Raw genomic sequence first — 19,336 nt, 5'->3', positions numbered from 1 at the left:
CTGGAAGGAGTTATTTAATGCGTATACTGTTTGTAGAAGACGAAAAAAAGATAACCGATGCACTTCAGGAGTTGTGCAGGATACAGAATATCGATTGTGATATCGCTAATGATGGCGAGGAAGGACTTTTATTTGCTTTAAATCCTATTTACGATGTGATCGTTCTGGATATTATGCTGCCTTTAAAAAGTGGAACAGAAATTCTTCAGCAAATTCGTGATCAGGGCATTTCTACCCCGGTTTTAATGTTAACCGCCAAGGGGACCATTGATGATAAGGTGAAGGGCTTGGATATGGGGGCTGATGATTATCTTGTCAAGCCATTTTCAGCTAAGGAGCTCTTTGCCAGAATTCGTGCATTGGGACGTCGTCCGGATCATGGCATAAAGGGAGAAACAATCGTTTTTGAAGATGTAAGCTTTAATACTAAGAAAAACGTTTTGCAGACAGAAGAGCAGGAATTCAAACTTTCGGTGAAGGAAGCTAAAATTCTTGAAATGCTCTTGAAAAGACCAAACCAGGTGTTTACCAGAGAACAAATACTGGATCGGGTTTGGGGATTTGACAAGGAAGTTAACGAAAATAATATTGAAATTTATGTACATAATCTACGCAAGAAAATTGCCAATACTCAGGTTAAAATTGATACCATTCGCGGAGTGGGGTATACGCTTGGTAAAAAATAAAACAGGTGAACTGAATGTTTGCTGAAATCAAACGAAAAATCACAGTGTTTAATACGCTGATTTTAATTATCTTTATGTTTATGTTTATTTTCCTTCTGGCTTTTCTGGTAAAATGGAGTCTGAACCTATCGGGAGAAATGTATCTGACCGATGTGGCCAAGGAAATTATTAAGGAAGAAGGCGGAAGCGTTACTGAATCCGTGGAATCATTAGATTCCGTACATGAGAAATTTGGCTATCAGTATATCCTCTGGAATTCCAGTAATACAGTGAAAAATATGAAACTTGAAGATCGTAATCTGATTACTAAAGGGTATGAGATTATTCTGGAAAACTCTGAATTTCCCAGGTTTAATACTTTTGCTACAGAAGCCCTGGAATACAGGGGATATACTATAAAATATTCCAACAATTCCGGAGATTACATCTTGCAGGTTTTTCAACAGGTCAGTACGGAGCGATCCATTGTTACTTATGTTATTTCGTTTTTATTTCTAATTGGTGTGGGTTCAGTGGCAGTCTTGATACCAATCTCTTATTTTCTGGCTGGTAAATCTTTGCAACCGATCAAGGAGACCTTTGAGGATCAGAAAAAATTCATTGCCAATGCATCACATGAATTGAGAACACCATTAACCGTTATCCAGACTAATATTGAAGTACTGAAGTTAAAAGAAGAAGATACAATTTGTAATAATGCCAAGTGGCTTGATAATATTGCCAGTGAAAGCGAGACGATGGCTCAACTGATTTCTGAACTTCTATTGCTTGCTCAGGCTGAAAATCAGAGCCTGGAAATGGATGTGGACAACTTTGATTTGTCAGCCATGTGTCATCAGTTAGTGGATCTAATGGAAACCCTGGCACATGATAAGTTGATTACACTGACGGATTCAGTGGATGATGAAATTTATTTTAAAGGCGATGAACAACGGCTGAAACAGGCTGTACGCATACTTCTTGATAATGCTATCAAGTATACGAAAGAAGAAGGTCAAGTTGAACTGTGCCTGAGTCAGGAAAAAAGACATGTTGTGATTGCCGTAAGAGATACTGGAATAGGTTTGACTGAGGAAGAAAAAGCTAAAGTATTCAGCCGTTTCTACCGAGTTGATGATGGCCGAAACCGGGCGACTGGCGGTGTTGGGCTTGGCCTCAATATTGCTGATTACATCGTTAAAAGTCATGGTGGGAAAATTAAAATTGATTCAACTCCCAATGTGGGTAGCGTTTTTTCAATTGTTCTGCCAAAGAACAGCAGTAAACCGGAAACAAGAAAAAACGGTCAAAAAATTGAACAGGCATCTGACGACTTCACAATTGAATAATCCAAAAGAGTTTAAAACTTACAGTGAAGTAAGCTTTAAACTTTTTTTGGTTAAGAAAGTATTCGACAATCAGGGCTGAAACAGGTATTATGAAAGCTATATTTAATTGAAAAGAGGAAAAAATGAACATCGTACTATATCAGCCGGAGATTCCCCAAAACACTGGAAATATTGCCAGAACCTGTGCATTAACCAATACTTGCCTGCATTTGATTAAGCCCTTGGGCTTTTCTCTTTCAGAAAAACACTTAAAACGGGCAGGACTTGATTATTGGGATCTGGTGCCGCTTACAATCCATGATGATCTGGCTGCCTTTGAAAAATTTCTGGACGGCAGACATTTGTGTATTGCGACGACTAAAGCAACAAAATACTACCATCAAATAGAATTTGATGAGGATGCATTTATTATGTTTGGAAAAGAAACGGCTGGTGTTCCAGATAACGTCCATGAACGTTATCAAGAGGGCCGTTTTCGTATCCCCATGCGTAATCATGAAAAGGCGCGTTCTCTTAATCTTTCCAATTCCGTTAATATCGTATTGTATGAGGCTTTGAGACAACATGATTTCGTTGACTTAATCTAAACAAAATGCCTGAAAACACTATGAAAAACAATGAAAATTTTGTGATATTGTTTTCAGTCTGTGTTATAATGAGGGATAATTAGGGAACAAGTTATTGATTTGAGAAAGGGAACAGATTTGAGAGTAATTCATACCGATACAATCATCCAGGCGGTCTCTGAAATGTGTATTGAAGCCAATATACATTTGGGAGCAGACATGGAAGCAGCACTGGATAATGCTATGCAGCAGGAGATTTCTGAAAATGGAATCGAAATTCTTAATACAATGAAAAAAAATCTGGAAGTGGCAGCCGAAAAAAACATACCAATTTGTCAGGATACTGGGATGGTGGTAATGTTTGTAAGCCTGGGACAAAACTTATCGATTGAAGGGGAAACCCTTGAAAACGCCTTGCAAAAAGGTGTGGAAAAAGGCTATAAAGAAGGCTTTTTAAGAAAATCAGTCGTTTCTGATCCACTTTTAAGAAAAAATACACAGACGAATACGCCGGCGATTATTCATTATAAGGTAGTAGCCGGCGACGGTCTGATGATTAAATTACTGCCAAAAGGATTTGGCAGTGAAAATACAAGTGCACTGAAAATGCTTAAGCCAGCTGAGGGAATTTCAGGTGTCAGAAATTTTATTCTTGAAACCATTGAAAATGGGAGTCCCAATGCCTGCGCACCAGTTGTTGTAGGGGTTGGAATTGGCGGAACTATGGACAAAGCCGCATTAATGGCCAAAGAAGCGTTGGCTCGATCAGTTGGGAGTCATCATCCTGAAGAACATATCAGGGCTTTAGAAGAATATCTTCTGGAAGCCGCTAATAAACTTGGAATAGGTCCCATGGGTCTGGGTGGTGTGAATACGGTTCTGGGTATTAATATATTAACCTATCCGACCCATATTGCCGGACTTCCGGTTGCTGTAAATATGGGATGTTATGTCAACCGCCACGTTGAGAGGGAGCTTTAATGGGAATTATTCAGATAAAAACGCCAATCACACAGGAAGTTAGAAATAAATTGAAAGCCGGAGATCATGTGCGAATTTCCGGTGTTATTTATACAGCTAGAGATGCAGCCCATAAAAGAATGATTGAAAACCTTGAAAAGGGGATTTCCCTGCCCGTTGATTTGAAAGATCAGCTGATTTATTATGTTGGACCTTGTCCGGCAAAACCGGGTGAAATCATCGGTTCTGCCGGTCCGACAACGAGTGGACGAATGGATTTGTTCACCCCAGAACTTCTTGAACATGGTCTGGGAGTAATGATGGGAAAAGGCAATCGCAGCGAACGCGTCATTAATGCAATGATTAGTCATCATGCGGTCTATCTTGGCTGCGTTGGTGGTGCTGGAGCCTTGTTTCAGAGTCTGATCAAGTCATCTGAAGTCCTGGCATACGAAGATTTGGGAACCGAAGCGATCCGAAAACTGGTGGTTGAGGATTTTCCGGCTATTGTGGTAATTGATGCCCAGGGCAACAATTTATATGAAACAGAAAGAAAAAAATATTCAAGATAAATTAAGAAAAATTGAGGAGATTGAAAAATGAAACAAGCAGAAATGGTTATTGAGTCATCATTGCGGGAAGGTGGCACAGATCCTATTTTCCGAATTGCTGGTGAAGCAGCGAAGAAAACGAGCGAACTGGGTCCTGAAGCGGTTATTAATTCAACAATTGGGGCGTTGATGGATGATGAAGGAAAACTGATTACAATGAAGTCAGTATATGATACCTTGAAAAATCTGCCAAATGAATTGATAGCCGGTTATTCTGGCTTAGCTGGTCAACCGGATTATCTCGAGGATGTTGTGAATGCCTGCTTTAAAGATTACAAACCGGATGAAGGTTTCATCAAGGCAGTGGCAACACCAGGTGGTACAGGCGCAATTCGCCATGCTTTCGCTAATTACACGGAACCAGGGGATCAGATTCTCTTGACTGACTGGTACTGGGCTGCTTATCATACCATTGCTGACGAAAACAGACGCTCAATTGTCACATTCCCGCTTTATAATGAACAGGGCAGTTTTAATATGGAAGCCTATAAAGAAAGCATGAAAGCGCTTCTTAAAAAACAGAAAAGAGTGCTGTCAGTTCTTAATACACCGGCCCATAATCCCACCGGATATACTATAACTGACAGCGAATGGGACGAAATTATTGCTTTTGTGACAAAAGAAGCCAATGATAATCCGGAATTTAAAATCATTCTACTGGTAGATCTGGCCTATATTGATTTTTCGGGTGAAGGGGATGAAGCCAGAGCATTCATGAGAAAGCTTACTGGGATGCCTCATAATGTTTTAACGCTATATGCCTTTAGCTGTTCAAAAGGCTATACTATGTATGGACTCAGAAATGGCGCCATTATTTGTGTTGCCCCCACCTTGTCGATTGCAGAAGAGTTTGCCAATGCCTGTACATATTCAAACCGGGGAAGCTGGTCAAACGGAACCAGAGGTGCCATGGAGACAATCAGCAAAATATATTCGGAACCCGAACTTTATAACCAGATGATTGCTGAACAAAATCATTATAAGGGTATTTTAAGAGCACGGGCCAAGGCTTTTGTGGATGAGGCTGAAAAAGTAGGATTAAAAATTGTTACTTATTCAGATGGCTTTTTCATCAGTATTCCATGTGAACATTCCCGAGAAATCAGTGATCGTTTAATGGAAAAAAATGTCTTTGTTGTTGGGCTTGCCAAAGGCCTTCGCTTCGCCCCGTGTGCAGTCTCTGAAGAGAAATGTCGGCGCTCGCCAGCTTTAATCCTTGAAGCCATGAATGAAGTTCTTAGTGCTAAAGCGTAATAATATAATTTAAAGAAAAAGAAGAGGTAATCAAATGAAAGTAAAAATTGTGGATGTTGCACGTGAAGCTAATGTTTCCGTTGCCACAGTTTCCCGGGTCGTCAATAATATCCCTCTGGTTAATGAAGAAACACGTGAGCGGGTACTTGAAGCCATCAAGAAAACGGGATATAAGCCGAATGCCATTGCCAGAAGTTTGAAAATTCAGAAAACCCATACAATGGGGATTATGATTCCAGATATCACTAACCCCTATTATACTGAAATTGTTCGTGGTGCAGAGGATGTATGTGGTATATACAATTATAATATCATTTTAAGTAATACTGATTTTGATCCTGAAAAAGAAAAAAAATCACTGAACGTTCTGGTTGAAAAACAGTGCGATGGTATTATTTATGTTGGAAAAGATCTGAGTAAAGAAATGCAGGAAGAACTGATTTCTGCTCCAAGTGAAGTAGTCTTAGGTTGTGTACCGGATAACAGTGGAGAGATGAGTGGCGTTCTAATCAATAATGAAAAAGCGGCATATGAATTAGCTATGGAAATTATTGACAAAGGACATACCAAGTTTATGCTGTTTTTTGATGAGCTGGAAGAAGGCTTTATCTATCAGGAACGTAAAAAAGGATTCCTGCGGGCTTTTGAAGAAAAGAACATAGATTTTTCTGATGACCGTGTCTTAGAAGAAAAATTAAGTCTTTCTGGCGGTTATAATATGATGGAGAAAGCGATCAATTCCGGAATGGAATTTACCTGTGTGTTCTGTTTTAACGATCAGACAGCTTTGGGTGCGATTCGTTGTGCTGAGGAAATGGGTAAGAAAATCCCTGAAGATATAAGTATTTGTGGATTCAACAATTTCTGGATTGCAGAATGGACAAGACCTCAGATTACCACTGTCGCCCAGCCGATGTATGATATTGGTGCGATTGCGATGCGCATGCTGATTAAACTATGTGAAAAAGACGGAGATCGTAATGTCAGTAATGTCTATGTTCCACATGAAGTAATGATTAGGGATTCGGTAAAGGAAATTTAAGGGTCAACCATGAAATACATTGATTGGAAAGAAACCGATCCGGAAATTAATCTGGCGTTTGAAGAATACGTCTTTAACAATATGGATCAGAACGAAAGTTATTTTTTATTATGGCAGAATGATAATGCCATAATTGTCGGAAAACACCAGAACACGATCGAAGAAATTAATCAGGAATATGTTAAGGAAAATAATATTAAGGTGGTTAGAAGATTAACCGGTGGTGGGGCAGTCTATCACGATATGGGAAATCTCAATTTCACCTTTATTGTAAATGACAATAACACGGAAGACTTTGATTTTAAGAGTTTCACTAAACCGGTGGTTGATGCCCTAAATTCACTGGGCGTAAAGGCTGAATTTAACAGCCGTAACGATATCGCCATTGATGGCAAAAAATTCTCCGGTAATTCCCAATATGCTAGAAAGCCAAGAATTCTTCATCATGGAACCTTATTGTTTAATTCAAAACTTTCTACGATACAAGGGGCTTTGAATGTTAAAGCCGATAAGATAGAGTCTAAAGGGGTTAAATCGGTGAAAGCCCGTGTGACTAATATTTCTGAATATATGGATCCGGGTTATAGCCTCGAAGACTTTAAAAAAGCCCTGATTGAGCGAATGTTTTCCAATGGAGAGCTTGAAGAAATAGAATTGAGTGCGGAAGAGTTCGAAGCTGTAAAGAAACTGCGTGATGAAAAATATGGGACCTGGGAATGGAATTATGGACGTTCTCCACAATATAATATTAGAAAAGAACGAAAATATGACTTTGGACTGGTGACGATTCTGATGCAGGTTGAAAAAGGCCTGATTACCGATATTAACTTTTTCGGCGATTATTTTGGTAATGGCGACATCAAAGAACTGGAGACGGTTCTAACTGGAATTTCACCTGAAAAGCAGGCGCTAAATGAAGTATTAAAAAATATCGAGCCGGCAGCCTACATAAATGGCTTGGATCGTGAGACTCTCCTTGATATGATTCTTATGTAAATTGTGTCAAAGAAAGGAATGGCATTGGAATCTAACAATATAACTAGACTGGAATATGAAGGTAAGGAGCTCATACTGATTGGTACCGCTCATGTTTCAAAAAACAGTGCAATCGAGGTACGGCAGCTGATTGAGTCAGAAAAACCTGATACTGTCTGTATTGAACTGGATCAGCAGCGATATGATTCGATCTCCCAAAAAGAGAAATGGTCCAATACAGATATTGTTAAAGTCATTAAAAGTGGACGAGCTGGCTTTATGTTTATCAATATTCTGCTCTCCAATTATCAGCGAAAAATGGCTGATCAGTTTGGAATTGAGACTGGTCAGGAAATGCTGGAAGGGATAGCCTGTGCAAAAGAAATGGGCTCAAAACTGGTATTGGCGGACCGAAACATTCAGATTACCTTTAATCGTATCTGGAGAGGTTCAGGTTTTTGGGAGAAGCTAAAACTGATTTTTTCAATCGCAATAAGTGTTGTTGATAATGAAGAGATAACAGAAGAAGAACTGGAAAACCTTAAATCCGAAGATATGCTGAGTGCCGCACTGGCTGAGATGGGAACGGCATTCAAAGGGGTAAAAAGATACCTGGTCGATGAGCGAGACCAGTATCTGGCCTACAAGATTAAAAATGCGCCTGGAAAAAAAATTGTCGCTGTTCTGGGAGCTGCCCATGTTCCGGGAATTAAAGAAGAGGTTTATAAAGAGCAGGATATTAAAGAGCTGGAGACGATCCCTAAAAAATCTTCGGCATCAAAAGTTATCGGTTGGTCGATACCGGCGATTATTCTCTTAATCATCCTGGCTACTTTTTTTGTCAACCCTCAATCTGGCCTTGAGCAGGCTAAAAGCTGGATTATTTGGAATGGTTTGCTCTCTGCACTGGGGACCTTGATAGCTGGTGGACATATCCTATCTGTTTTGACCGCTTTGGTGATGGCGCCTATCACGTCTTTGAACCCCTTGCTGGCGGCGGGATGGTTTGCTGGAATCGTTGAAGCGCATTTCAGAAAGCCCAAGGTTGAGGATTTCGAATCGTTAGCTAGTGATCTTTCTTCGGTTAAAGGTTTGTGGCGAAATAAGGTCACTAAAGTTCTGATGGTCGTTGTTTTTGCCAACTTGGGCAGTGTCCTTGGTACTTGGATTAGCGGGTTCAATATACTTGGCATTTTTATGGATGTTTTTTCCTGAATCGTCATTTTGATTGTTTTGCTTAAGCTGGTTTTAAGAGCTGTGAATTTGGGCAGTTTGAAAAAAACTTGAGAATTAGGCAGAATTAATATATAATTAATCACATTAGGAAGATGAAAAGGAGAAGAAAATGAAGAAAAAATTGTTAGCTTTATTTGTTGTTGTGACAATGGTATTTGCAGTGGTTCTGACCGGTTGTTCATCAAGCTCAACTGATGATTCAGCAGCTGCTGATGATCCGTTGGCTGATGGCGTTTTAACGATTGGTGTGGATGATACCTATCTGCCAATGGAATTCCGTGATGATCAGAACGAATTAGTCGGTTTTGATATCGATTTTGCCAATGCTCTGGCTGAAGAACTGGGTGTTGAAGTAGAATTCAGTACAGTTGCCTGGGATGGTATCTTCAATGGATTAAATGCAAAACAGTATGATGTCATTATTTCCAGTACCAGTATTACTCCTGAACGACAGGAAAACTTTGGGATGACCGATCCTTACGTTGCTAATGGGATTGTTATTGTTTCCCGAACTGACGCTGAACCTGTTACTGAATTCTCTCAGTTAGAAGGAAAAGTTCTGGGAGCACAGATTGAAACAACCGCCGATATTGCAGCAGAAGCTCTTAAAGTACAGGAAGGCGTTAATGTGGATATCCAGAAATTTGATGGAATGTTGGACGCTTTTGCTGCCCTTCAGGGAATGCAGATTGATAATGTTATCACTGATATTGGCGTAGCTATGTATTATGTCTCTGAAGATCCTGATACATTTGTGATCAGCTCTGATGTACTGACAAATGAACCGATTGGAATTACCTGTCGAGCTGAAGATACTGCTTTGGTTGAAACGCTTAATACAGCAATTATGACTTTACAGGAAAATGGAACTCTGACAGAAATTTCTGATGTTTGGTTTGGTAAAGATATGACAACTGATATCAATACTGAACTGATTGTTATTGAGTAGTAAAAAGTTACTGGGACTTGTCCATTTTGGACAAGTCCTGTCCTTGTTTTAAATTATTGACGAAGGGAAAAATACTAACGTGTTAAATGAAACCCAATTATGGGCGATTTTTGATGGAACCGTTGTAACAATTGAAATTGCATTGGTATCGATTGTTTTTGGGGTTCTTTTTGGTGTGGTAGTTGCACTGGGGAGGATTTCCAATAATCGTATTGCAAACGCTATTTCCTGGTTTTATATCTGGTTTTTTCGGGGAACGCCGCTATTATTGCAATTATTTATGATTTATTATGCAATACCGATTATTTATCTGGATGTTACAGGTAATTCTCTGATTATTAATCAGATGCTGTGTGCTTTTATTGCTTTCTCACTGAACTCAACGGCTTATCTGGCAGAAATAATCCGCGCAGCCATAGAATCTATCGACGGTGGTCAAATGGAGGCTGCTAAAGCCTTGGGAATGAGTTATCGTCAAGCGATGACTAAAATCATTATTCCTCAGACCTACAAACGGATGGTAGCGCCGGTAGGAAACGAACTGATTATTTTATTAAAAGATACTTCTCTGGTTTCGACCATAGCCCTTTTTGATTTGCTTCGAACGACAAAAACCATGGCCAGTTCTACGGGAAGCTGGATTTATTATATTTATGCTGCCGCGATCTATCTATTTCTGACAACGGTTATTCAGGTTGCATTCGATAGGATGGAGAAGAAACTGGGAGTTTATGAAAAAAGATAGGGTGATGATATGAGTATGGTAAAATTAGTTGATATTAGAAAATCATTTGGTGATCTCGAGGTCTTAAAAGGGGTCAATCTTGAGATTGAACCAGGTGAAGTGGTTTGTATCTTAGGAGCCAGCGGTTCCGGAAAAAGTACTCTTTTGCGGTGTTTAAATCACCTTGAACGAATTTCCAGCGGTGAAATTTATATTGAAGGGGAGTTAACCGACAAACGTGAAAACAATAAAGATATGATGCGCATAGATCCACAAAAGGTACAGCAAATGTGTGCGGAGTTGGGGATGGTATTTCAGAACTTTAATTTATTTCCCCATTTAACGGTTCTTGAAAACATTACGATTTCACCGATTATTGTTAAGAAAGCCGATAAAAAAGAAATTCAAAAAAAAGCATTAGATCTTTTGGAAATGGTCGGTTTATCGGACAAAGCAGCGCAGTACCCTTCAAGACTTTCCGGTGGTCAGCAGCAGCGTGTTGCGATTGCCAGAGCATTAGCTATGGAACCTAAAATAATGATGTTTGATGAACCGACATCAGCTTTAGACCCTGAGCTGGTAGGAGAAGTACTGGCAACGATGCGTAAACTGGCGGAAGAAGGAATGACCATGATGGTAGTAACCCACGAGATTGGTTTTGCCCGCGAAGTAGCTGATCGGGTAATTTTTATGGATGGCGGTGTGATCTGCGAGCAGGGCACGCCAGAAGAAGTCATTTTAAATCCGAAAGAAGATCGGACAAAGAGCTTTTTAAACAAAATATTATAATGAAAAACATTGTTGGGCGGTCCTATGGACAAAAAATAAAGCCGCGCACAGAAAAAGAGCCAAAAGAAATTGCAAGTTTAGCTAAGCATTTTCTTTTGGCTCTTTTTCTGTAGAGATTGAACCAAATGGAGAACTTACCCAGTAATGATACAAAATGCAGGGCTTAATTTTAATGTTGCATAAGAGAAAATAGGTGAGCAAGAGGGAGTTTATCCATAAAATTCATTTATAGAAACGTTTGCAGGCCTTAAATTTTCATTTTTTTATTTACTTAAAGTACATAGCATGATACAATCAGCTCATGCAAAGTTTTGGAGGGAACAAATTGATACAGGCAAATTATCATATTCATTCGAATTTTTGTGATGGTAAGAATAGCTTAGAGGAAATGGTTTTAGCAGCTATAAAGGCTGGACTTAGAAGCATCGGTCTCACTGGACATATGCCACTACCTTTTGAAAATGACTGGACCATTCAAGAAGAAAATCTAACAGCTTATTTTGCTGAAGTTGAACGTCTGATTAACTTATATAAGGACCAGATAGAGATATATAAAAGTCTTGAAGTAGACTATTTTATGGACAGAAAGTCTATTAGCCAACAGGCGAAGGGTTTGTTAAAAGACCTGGATTATGTGATTATGTCAATCCATACGATTAAGACTGTCAATGCTGATGTAATCGGCTATATCGATGAAAGCCGGGAAAACTTTGCCAATGCAATTACCAACTTCTATGCAGGAGATTTTAAATCTTTCATACAGGAATACTATCAGGCTATCGGCGATATGGTTACGACCTACCAGCCGGAAATTCTTGGACACCTTGATTTGATAAAAAAATTCAATCAAAATCAGTGTTTTTTTGATGACCGTGATGATTGGTATCAAGATATTGTTAAAGTCTGTCTGGATCGAATTGCTAAAACAAAAACGATGATTGAAATTAATACCGGCGCAGATATGCGTGTTCCGGGTGTGGGAAGATATCCCTCTGATTGGATTATCCCGGAAATGAAAAATAGAAATATCCCAATAACGATTGGTGGAGATACCCATTTTGATAATGGGATTGTGTTTGGATTCGAAGCAGCAGAAAACTATCTTTTGAATTGCGGGTATACTGAATACTGGATGCTCAAAAAAGGCCGATGGGAAGCTCAACCCCTTGGAGTATAGTATGGAAAAATACCGAAATAAACTTCTATACGTTCTCGTCGTGCTTGTTTTTTTGGGCGTTTTTTGGATTTGGTACCTGAATCAGAATTCAAATGAAAGTGAAATAAAATTAACTGGAGAGGCAGAAGTTCAAGAGGAAGCTGATACTTCGGGAGAAATGATTATGGTTCATATAACGGGTGCCGTTAATAAGCCCGGTCTAGTGACCCTGCCCAATGGAGCTCGCTTGATGGATGCAGTTACAGAGGCCGGCGGATTTACGGAAACTGCCGATCCGGATGCTGTGAATCTGGCTCGAAAAGTTAATGATGAAGAGCAGCTTGTAATACCAATAATTGGTCAAGTCGAGCAAAATTCAGGAGTTCAAGCTGATGGTCGAATCAATATCAATACAGCAAGTCTTGAGGAATTAAAAAGTCTACCAGGAATTGGAGATGTGATTGCCCAGAGTATTATCGATTATCGGGAAGCCAATGGAAATTTTACACAGTTGGAAGAATTGATGAATGTTAATCGAATTGGTGAGAAAACATATGAGAATATATTTGAATCAATAACACTATAAAGAAGGTTATATACAAACTAAAATGATAATAAATTATTATCTGTTAAAAATATTTAACATTAATGTTTACAAATGAAATATATGTGTTATACTTAATATCAACTTAGAGCTTAGGAGTAAGATATGCAACTCACAGAAAGACAACAGGAAATTGTTGATATTGTTAAAGAAAAACAACCTATTAAGAGCAATGAAATTTCAGAGCTGTTAAATATAAACCGAGCAACCTTAAGGCCGGATCTGAAAGTGTTGACGATGCTGGGGATTCTTGAAGCTAAAAGAAAAGTCGGTTATTTTTATACGGGCCGTTCGCTTCTTCATATGTTAGGGTCTTATATCAAAACCATTAGCGTAATGGATATCCAGTCAGAACCGACTACGGTAGAAGAAAATACATCGATATATGATGGCATAATTACAATGTTCACCAAAAATGCTGGAACCCTTTATGTAGTTGATGGTAAGTATCTTTCAGGAATCGTTTCGCGGAAAGATTTTATCAAAGCGATGATTGGTCGAAAGGAAATGGATACCCTTCCTATACCTCTGATTATGACAAGGATGCCGAATATAATCTATCTGGAACCAGAAGAATCTGTTTATGATGCAGCCTTCAAAACGATGTATTATGAAGTTGAATCTCTTCCAATAGTCGTTAAGGAAAAAGACGAAAACGGTAAGGAACGACTGGTCCTCATAGGTAAAGTATCCCGGACCAACATATCCAGATATGTTGTGAACATGGGAAATAGTGCTGAGTGATTGGGGGAAGTCATGAAATCCATCATCATTTATGTAGTCTCTGATAAGCCTAATGACATTGGAGAAATGCTTGTTAGAGCCGGTATTAGCGTTTTTGAAAAATCGATCCGCGAAGTTCGGCTTCACCCCTTTGTCGATGATAAAATTGGTATTGATTCAATGCTAGAGCGGGCAGCAAGCAAAAACGGTCTGATTGTTTATCATTTTTTCTCAGAAGAGTTAAGAAACTATTTTGAACTGGAAGCTAAAAGAATCCAAATTCCCATCTATGATGCAAGAGGCTCCCTGGTTGAGACCTTAAGGGGGATTACTGGTGAGAAGCCGGTTGCCAATAATATCTCAGATATTTTATTGGATCCGGAATATGCAAAAAAAGTCGAAGCAATTGAATTTGCTATTCGATGTGATGATGGTAAAAATACAGAAGAACTAATCGATGCGGATATTATCTTGATTGGGGTTTCGAGAACATCAAAAACTCCGATTAGTATATATCTGGCAAATAAACAATATAAGGTGGCAAACATCCCATTAATGCCGGAGATTGAGCCTCCAAAAGAACTATTTATGATTCCAAGGGAAAAAATTTTTGGTTTAATCCTTGATCCGGACCGTTTGGTCAGTATTCGCTCTGAGCGAATCAGATCAATGGGCATAGAAGGGCAGTCTTTCTATGGCAGTCATGAACGGGTTATTACAGAGTTACAAAGAGCTCAGGAGCTTTTTGATAAAATTGGATGTACGGTCATAGATGTGACATCCAAAGCAATTGAGGAAATTGCGGCGATAATACTTGCTAATGTTACGAGGAGGGGTCTAAATGACTAAAAAATGGGTTTATCTGTTCAAAGAAGGTAATGCTTCAATGAAAGCATTACTGGGAGGAAAAGGTGCAAATCTTGCGGAAATGTCAAAAATTGGGTTGCCAGTTCCACAAGGGTTTACAGTAACAACGGAAGCATGTTCCGAGTATTATAATCAAAATAAAAAATTATCCCAGGAGATTTTGTCACAGATTGCAGTAAATTTAAAAATCATTGAAAGTCAGACAGGAAAGCAGTTAGGTTTAAGAGATAATCCGTTACTGGTTTCAGTTCGGTCTGGTGCTAAAATTTCAATGCCAGGAATGATGGATACAGTATTAAATCTTGGTCTCAATGATGATACTGTGCTGGGAATTGCCGAAAATACAGGCAATAAACGTTTTGCCTATGATTCTTACAGACGCTTCATCCAGATGTTTGGTGATGTGGTTCAGGAAATTGATAAAAATAAATTTGAAGAAGTTCTTGATCGCATTAAAGAAGAAAATGGCTATAAAGATGATACGCAATTATCCGCTGATGACTTAAAAAATGTAGTTGCCGAATACAAAGCGATAGTTAAAGCGGAAACAGGGAAAGATTTTCCGCAAGATCCTCAGGAACAGTTGATAATGGCTGTCGAAGCAGTTTTTAGATCATGGAACAACAATCGCGCTATTACTTACCGAAATCTCAATGATATTCCCCATGATATTGGTACAGCTGTTAATGTTCAGTCAATGGTTTATGGAAATATGGGTAATGACAGTGGGACAGGCGTTGCCTTTACCCGAAACCCTGCTACCGGTGAAAAGAAATTGTTTGGCGAATTTCTGATTAATGCTCAGGGAGAAGATGTAGTTGCTGGTATTAGAACACCAAAACATATTGACGAGCTGGAAGAGATTATGCCAGAAGTTTATAAGCAGTTTTTAGAAACCGCAGAGCGCCTGGAAAATCATTATAAAGATATGCAGGATATTGAGTTTACGATCGAAAAAGACAGACTTTATATGCTTCAGACCCGTACAGGTAAACGAACAGCAGCAGCAGCTTTAAGAGCTGCGGTCGAAATGGTTGAAGAAGGCTTAATCAGTAAAGAAGAGGCAATTTTACGACTAGATCCAGTCTCTCTGGACCAGCTTTTACACCCAACATTCGAAGCAGAAGCCTTGAGTACAGCGTCAGTATTAGCAACTGGCCTACCGGCATCACCAGGAGCAGCAACCGGGCGTGTATACTTTACAGCAGAAGCGGTTTGCCAGGCAGTTGCCAATGGTGAAGAAACAATTCTTGTCAGAAAAGAAACATCACCCGAAGATATTGAAGGGATGTATGCTGCTAATGGAATTATGACTGCCAGAGGCGGGATGACTTCTCATGCGGCAGTAGTTGCCAGAGGCATGGGTAAATGCTGCGTAGCTGGATGTGAAACCATCAAGGTAGAGGAACAAAATAAACAATTCATTGTAGACGGTCAAACCTTTAAAGAAGGCGATTATATATCCTTGGACGGCTCTACTGGAACTGTTTATGAAGGAAGTATTAAAACCGTTACACCTGAACTATCCGGACATTTTGGAACGATTATGGAATGGGCTGATAGTGTTAGAACCTTAAAGGTGAGAACAAATGCCGATACACCAAGAGATGCCGCCGCTGCAGTGGCTTTTGGGGCTGAAGGAATCGGGCTTTGCCGAACTGAGCATATGTTCTTTGATGAAGATAGAATTCCAAGTGTACGAAAGATGATTCTTTCAGAAACGAAAGAACAGCGAGAAGTTGCTCTTACTGAAATACTTCCGATGCAGAAGGAAGATTTCATCGGTATTTACAAAGCAATGGAAGGCCGACCAGTTACAGTCAGACTTTTAGATCCGCCACTGCATGAATTTTTACCAACTGAGGAAAAGGATATCAAAGCATTAGCAGAAGATATGAAAATCAGTTACGAAGATATGGTGGTTGTGATTAACAGCCTGGAAGAGTTCAATCCGATGCTCGGTCACCGTGGGTGTCGACTGGCTATTACCTATCCGGAAATTGCCGAAATGCAGACTCGGGCGATTATGGAAGCAGCGATTGAGGTTTCTACCGCAGAAAGCTTTGATATAGTTCCAGAAATCATGATTCCATTGGTTGGGATTAAAGAAGAGCTGATGTACCTGGAAAAAGTTGTCAGAAAAGTTGCTGAAGAGGTAAAGGCAGAGAGAGATTCAGATATCTCTTACCTGGTTGGAACAATGATGGAAATTCCAAGAGCCACTTTGATTGCCGATCAGATTGCTGAAAAAGCAGAATTCTTTTCTTTCGGTACGAACGACTTAACTCAGATGACTTTTGGATTCTCTCGTGATGATGCTGGTAAATTTATTGCTGATTACAAGGAAAAAGGCGTTATGACCAGTGATCCATTCCAGAGCATTGATGTAGAAGGTGTAGGACAATTGGTAAAAACAGGTGTTAACTTAGGTCGAAAAACTAAACCGGATTTAAAAATCGGTGTTTGTGGAGAGCATGGTGGAGATCCTAAATCGATTGCTTTCTTCCATCAGGCAGGCCTTGATTATGTATCTTGTTCACCATTTAGAGTGCCAATTGCCAGACTGGCAGCAGCTCAGGCCGCCCTTAAAAAATAAAAGATCTAGAATAGAAACTAAATGACTCAAAAAATAAAGCGTTGCATCAGCAGAATGACTGATGCAACGCTTTTAAACTTTTTACTGGCATTTTTGAGGAGAAGGATTTCGTTTGATAAACCCATCCAGATCATCATCCTGATTATAAACTTTTAATAACATAGCATCGACATCAAAATCAAATTCGAAAGGAGTTTCAGATTTCAAAACTTCAATCGCTCCGACAATTTGATCACTATCGCCCATGTCACCTACTGAGATGCTTGCAAGTCCGTTGTCATTAAAACCTGCTGAATCAATTTTTTCACGAATCATTTCAATTATTCTCATTTTTTCCATAAAAACACCTCTTTCTTATTATAATGATTATTAGATATATACCCTTCTTCTATAAATAATCACAGCTTTTAAAATAAAATCTGATTAAATTTTAAAAAAAAGCAAATAAAAAGAAGGAGAATGAACAAAAAAACAGAATATTAGTATATAAGGATAAATTAAAGGAAGATGGGGAATTGAATGGCAAATTATTATTCTGATGAAGTGATTCAATCAGTCATCGAAGCTAACGATATTGTAGATATTATTTCGGGCTATCTGACTTTAAAGCGAACGGGTAATTCTTATAAAGGGAAGTGCCCTTTTCACAATGAGAAAACCCCTTCATTTTCTGTTTCCCAGGAAAAGCAGCTTTATCACTGCTTTGGTTGTGGGGCTGGAGGGAATGCAATTACTTTCATTATGGAAATGGAAAAATTGCCTTTTATGGATGCTTTAAAGCTCCTGGCAGATCGTGGTAACGTTCGTTTGCCAGAAAAGACTGAAGCTGACAGTGATAGTTTTGAACAGAAGAAACGACTTTATGAATTGCACCGTTTAACTGGAAATTATTTTTATAAGCATTTAAAATCAGACCATACTGCTTTAGCTTATCTTTTTAATCGTGGTATTTCAGCGTCCACGGTGAAACAATTTGGGCTAGGCTACTCAAGAGATGAGTGGAATGACCTTGGTTCTTATCTCAAAGAGCAGGGGTTTACAGAAAACGAAATGATTGATTCAGGTCTTGTGATGCGATCTGAAAGTGGACGTACATATGATCGTTTTCGGGGAAGAATCATGTTTCCGATTATCAATCCTCGGGGTCAGATTGTCGGATTTGGTGGTCGTATTATAAGTAAAGCGGCTCAGGGGCCTAAATATCTTAATTCACCGGAAACACTTATTTTTTCAAAAAGTTATGAACTCTATAATTTGAATGATGCTAAAAGACATTTGGCGAATGGTCGAATTTATCTGGTCGAAGGCTATATGGATGTGGTTTCACTTTATGAAAAAGGCATTAAAAATGCTGTAGCCGCATTGGGAACAGCTTTTACAGCGTATCACGGAAAAATTCTTGAACGGTATGTTAAGGAAGTGATTCTTCTATTTGATGGAGATTCGGCAGGACAGTCAGCTACAGAAAAAGCAATGAATGTCTTGAAAAAATCAGATATTAATGTTAAAATTATAGTTCTCGCTGATGATGAAGATCCTGATTCTTTTATTCAAAAGAATGGACTGGAGGCTTTTGAGGCGTTAACGAAAAATGCAATGACAGTGATAGAATATGAGTTGATGTTATTGAAAAAGCAATTTGATTTATCTCATACTGACGGGAAAATTAGTTATGGAACAGCAGCCATAAAAGTGCTGAAGGAGTGCTCCACAGCAGTCGAGATTGACTTTTACAGTCAAAGAATTGCACAAGAGACAGGCATCAACAAAAATGTAATCCGGTCAGAAATTATTAGGGCTCGATCGGGAAGAGAATCAGCAAATATAATTGAGACTGAAGTCAAAGGGGTAAGCGATAATGATATTCCGAAGGCCTATTATCTTGCTCAGGATTTGGTTGTCAGATATGTGCTTGAAAATCGTGAGGCAATTAATGAGTTTTCAACAGAAATCCTGACATTGAGTGAATATCGGGAATTTATCCGGGTACTAAAAGAAAATCCGGAAACTAAAGTGTCTGGAATATTGAGCCATTTTCCGGAGTCTTCAAAGATTAAAAGGCTGTCAGGTTTATTAATGGCTGAAGAATCAGTTTTACGAACTGATTTTGAAGATGCCTTAAAAATCTGCAGACGATTTTATAATGAGAGTCAATTGGAAAAGATTACTGGAGAAATCCAGATTGCAACACAAAATGGACAGGAAGAAAGAGTTGCAGAGCTTATGGAAGAGTTAATTAAATTGAAAAAGGAAAACGGGAGGCGTTAAGT

The 19,336-nt window shown here is 39.0% G+C and carries 19 protein-coding genes; 18 read left to right on the top strand and 1 reads right to left on the bottom strand.

Translation table 11 applies throughout. From position 1 onward, the window contains the following. The first annotated feature begins 17 nt into the window (after nucleotides 1–17). The 17 genes from Q5O24_10385 to ppdK all read left to right on the top strand — a co-directional run bounded on the left by Q5O24_10385 (nucleotide 18) and on the right by ppdK (nucleotide 17,066). On the top strand, nucleotides 18–686 hold the full coding sequence (locus tag Q5O24_10385) for a response regulator transcription factor (protein ID WKY46764.1): 669 nt from the start codon (nucleotides 18–20) through the stop codon (nucleotides 684–686). 14 nt (nucleotides 687–700) lie between these two features. Then, nucleotides 701–2,014 (top strand): ATP-binding protein, encoded by a 1,314-nt coding sequence (locus Q5O24_10380; GenBank protein ID WKY46763.1) that lies wholly within the window; start codon nucleotides 701–703, stop codon nucleotides 2,012–2,014. 122 nt (nucleotides 2,015–2,136) lie between these two features. Further along, complete coding sequence (locus Q5O24_10375; GenBank protein ID WKY46762.1) at nucleotides 2,137–2,601, top strand: tRNA (cytidine(34)-2'-O)-methyltransferase; 465 nt, start codon at nucleotides 2,137–2,139, stop codon at nucleotides 2,599–2,601. A gap of 117 nt (nucleotides 2,602–2,718) precedes the next feature. Beyond that, entirely contained in the window at nucleotides 2,719–3,561 is an 843-nt protein-coding gene (locus tag Q5O24_10370) for a fumarate hydratase (GenBank protein ID WKY46761.1), read from the top strand. Next, nucleotides 3,561–4,112 (top strand): Fe-S-containing hydro-lyase, encoded by a 552-nt coding sequence (locus Q5O24_10365; GenBank protein WKY46760.1) that lies wholly within the window; start codon nucleotides 3,561–3,563, stop codon nucleotides 4,110–4,112. The genes Q5O24_10370 and Q5O24_10365 overlap by 1 nt, the downstream gene beginning before the upstream one ends. 27 nt (nucleotides 4,113–4,139) lie before the next feature. Continuing rightward, complete coding sequence (locus tag Q5O24_10360) at nucleotides 4,140–5,405, top strand: aminotransferase class I/II-fold pyridoxal phosphate-dependent enzyme (GenBank protein WKY46759.1); 1,266 nt, start codon at nucleotides 4,140–4,142, stop codon at nucleotides 5,403–5,405. 34 nt (nucleotides 5,406–5,439) lie between these two features. Beyond that, nucleotides 5,440–6,447, top strand: coding sequence for a LacI family DNA-binding transcriptional regulator (locus Q5O24_10355; GenBank protein ID WKY46758.1), 1,008 nt, complete (start codon nucleotides 5,440–5,442; stop codon nucleotides 6,445–6,447). Between the two features lie 9 nt (nucleotides 6,448–6,456). Next, complete coding sequence (locus Q5O24_10350; GenBank protein ID WKY46757.1) at nucleotides 6,457–7,443, top strand: lipoate--protein ligase; 987 nt, start codon at nucleotides 6,457–6,459, stop codon at nucleotides 7,441–7,443. 18 nt (nucleotides 7,444–7,461) lie between these two features. Further along, entirely contained in the window at nucleotides 7,462–8,637 is a 1,176-nt protein-coding gene (locus tag Q5O24_10345) for a TraB/GumN family protein (protein WKY46756.1), read from the top strand. Between the two features lie 130 nt (nucleotides 8,638–8,767). After that, nucleotides 8,768–9,607, top strand: a complete 840-nt coding sequence (locus Q5O24_10340) for an ABC transporter substrate-binding protein (GenBank protein ID WKY46755.1) — start codon at nucleotides 8,768–8,770, stop codon at nucleotides 9,605–9,607. Nucleotides 9,608–9,686: 79 nt separating this feature from the next. Next, the gene (locus Q5O24_10335; GenBank protein ID WKY46754.1) at nucleotides 9,687–10,352 is read left to right on the top strand and encodes an amino acid ABC transporter permease; all 666 of its coding nucleotides are present in this window, start codon (nucleotides 9,687–9,689) and stop codon (nucleotides 10,350–10,352) included. 9 nt (nucleotides 10,353–10,361) lie between these two features. Then, entirely contained in the window at nucleotides 10,362–11,120 is a 759-nt protein-coding gene (locus Q5O24_10330) for an amino acid ABC transporter ATP-binding protein (protein ID WKY46753.1), read from the top strand. Nucleotides 11,121–11,445: 325 nt separating this feature from the next. Further along, nucleotides 11,446–12,297: a histidinol-phosphatase HisJ gene (gene hisJ, locus Q5O24_10325; GenBank protein ID WKY46752.1), complete on the top strand. Its 852-nt coding sequence runs from the start codon at nucleotides 11,446–11,448 to the stop codon at nucleotides 12,295–12,297. Between the two features lies 1 nt (nucleotide 12,298). Continuing rightward, nucleotides 12,299–12,862, top strand: coding sequence for a helix-hairpin-helix domain-containing protein (locus Q5O24_10320; protein WKY46751.1), 564 nt, complete (start codon nucleotides 12,299–12,301; stop codon nucleotides 12,860–12,862). Nucleotides 12,863–12,985: 123 nt separating this feature from the next. Beyond that, complete coding sequence (locus tag Q5O24_10315) at nucleotides 12,986–13,624, top strand: helix-turn-helix transcriptional regulator (protein WKY46750.1); 639 nt, start codon at nucleotides 12,986–12,988, stop codon at nucleotides 13,622–13,624. Between the two features lie 12 nt (nucleotides 13,625–13,636). Beyond that, the gene (locus Q5O24_10310; GenBank protein ID WKY46749.1) at nucleotides 13,637–14,452 is read left to right on the top strand and encodes a pyruvate, water dikinase regulatory protein; all 816 of its coding nucleotides are present in this window, start codon (nucleotides 13,637–13,639) and stop codon (nucleotides 14,450–14,452) included. Next, entirely contained in the window at nucleotides 14,445–17,066 is a 2,622-nt protein-coding gene (gene ppdK / locus Q5O24_10305; protein WKY46748.1) for a pyruvate, phosphate dikinase, read from the top strand. Before Q5O24_10310 ends, ppdK begins: the two co-directional genes overlap by 8 nt. An 81-nt stretch (nucleotides 17,067–17,147) precedes the next feature. Here the strand turns inward: ppdK and Q5O24_10300 are convergent, their stop codons facing one another. Next, nucleotides 17,148–17,405: a hypothetical protein gene (locus Q5O24_10300; GenBank protein ID WKY46747.1), complete on the bottom strand. Its 258-nt coding sequence runs from the start codon at nucleotides 17,403–17,405 to the stop codon at nucleotides 17,148–17,150. A gap of 180 nt (nucleotides 17,406–17,585) precedes the next feature. On the opposite strand from Q5O24_10300, the gene dnaG reads away from it, so the two are divergent. After that, complete coding sequence (gene dnaG, locus Q5O24_10295; protein ID WKY46746.1) at nucleotides 17,586–19,334, top strand: DNA primase; 1,749 nt, start codon at nucleotides 17,586–17,588, stop codon at nucleotides 19,332–19,334. Nucleotides 19,335–19,336: the final 2 nt, after the last annotated feature.

The sequence above is a fragment of the Eubacteriaceae bacterium ES3 genome (assembly GCA_030586155.1).
Taxonomy (GTDB): Bacteria; Bacillota; Clostridia; order Eubacteriales; family Eubacteriaceae; genus Acetobacterium.
This window is presented reverse-complemented; position numbering and strand designations above follow the sequence as displayed.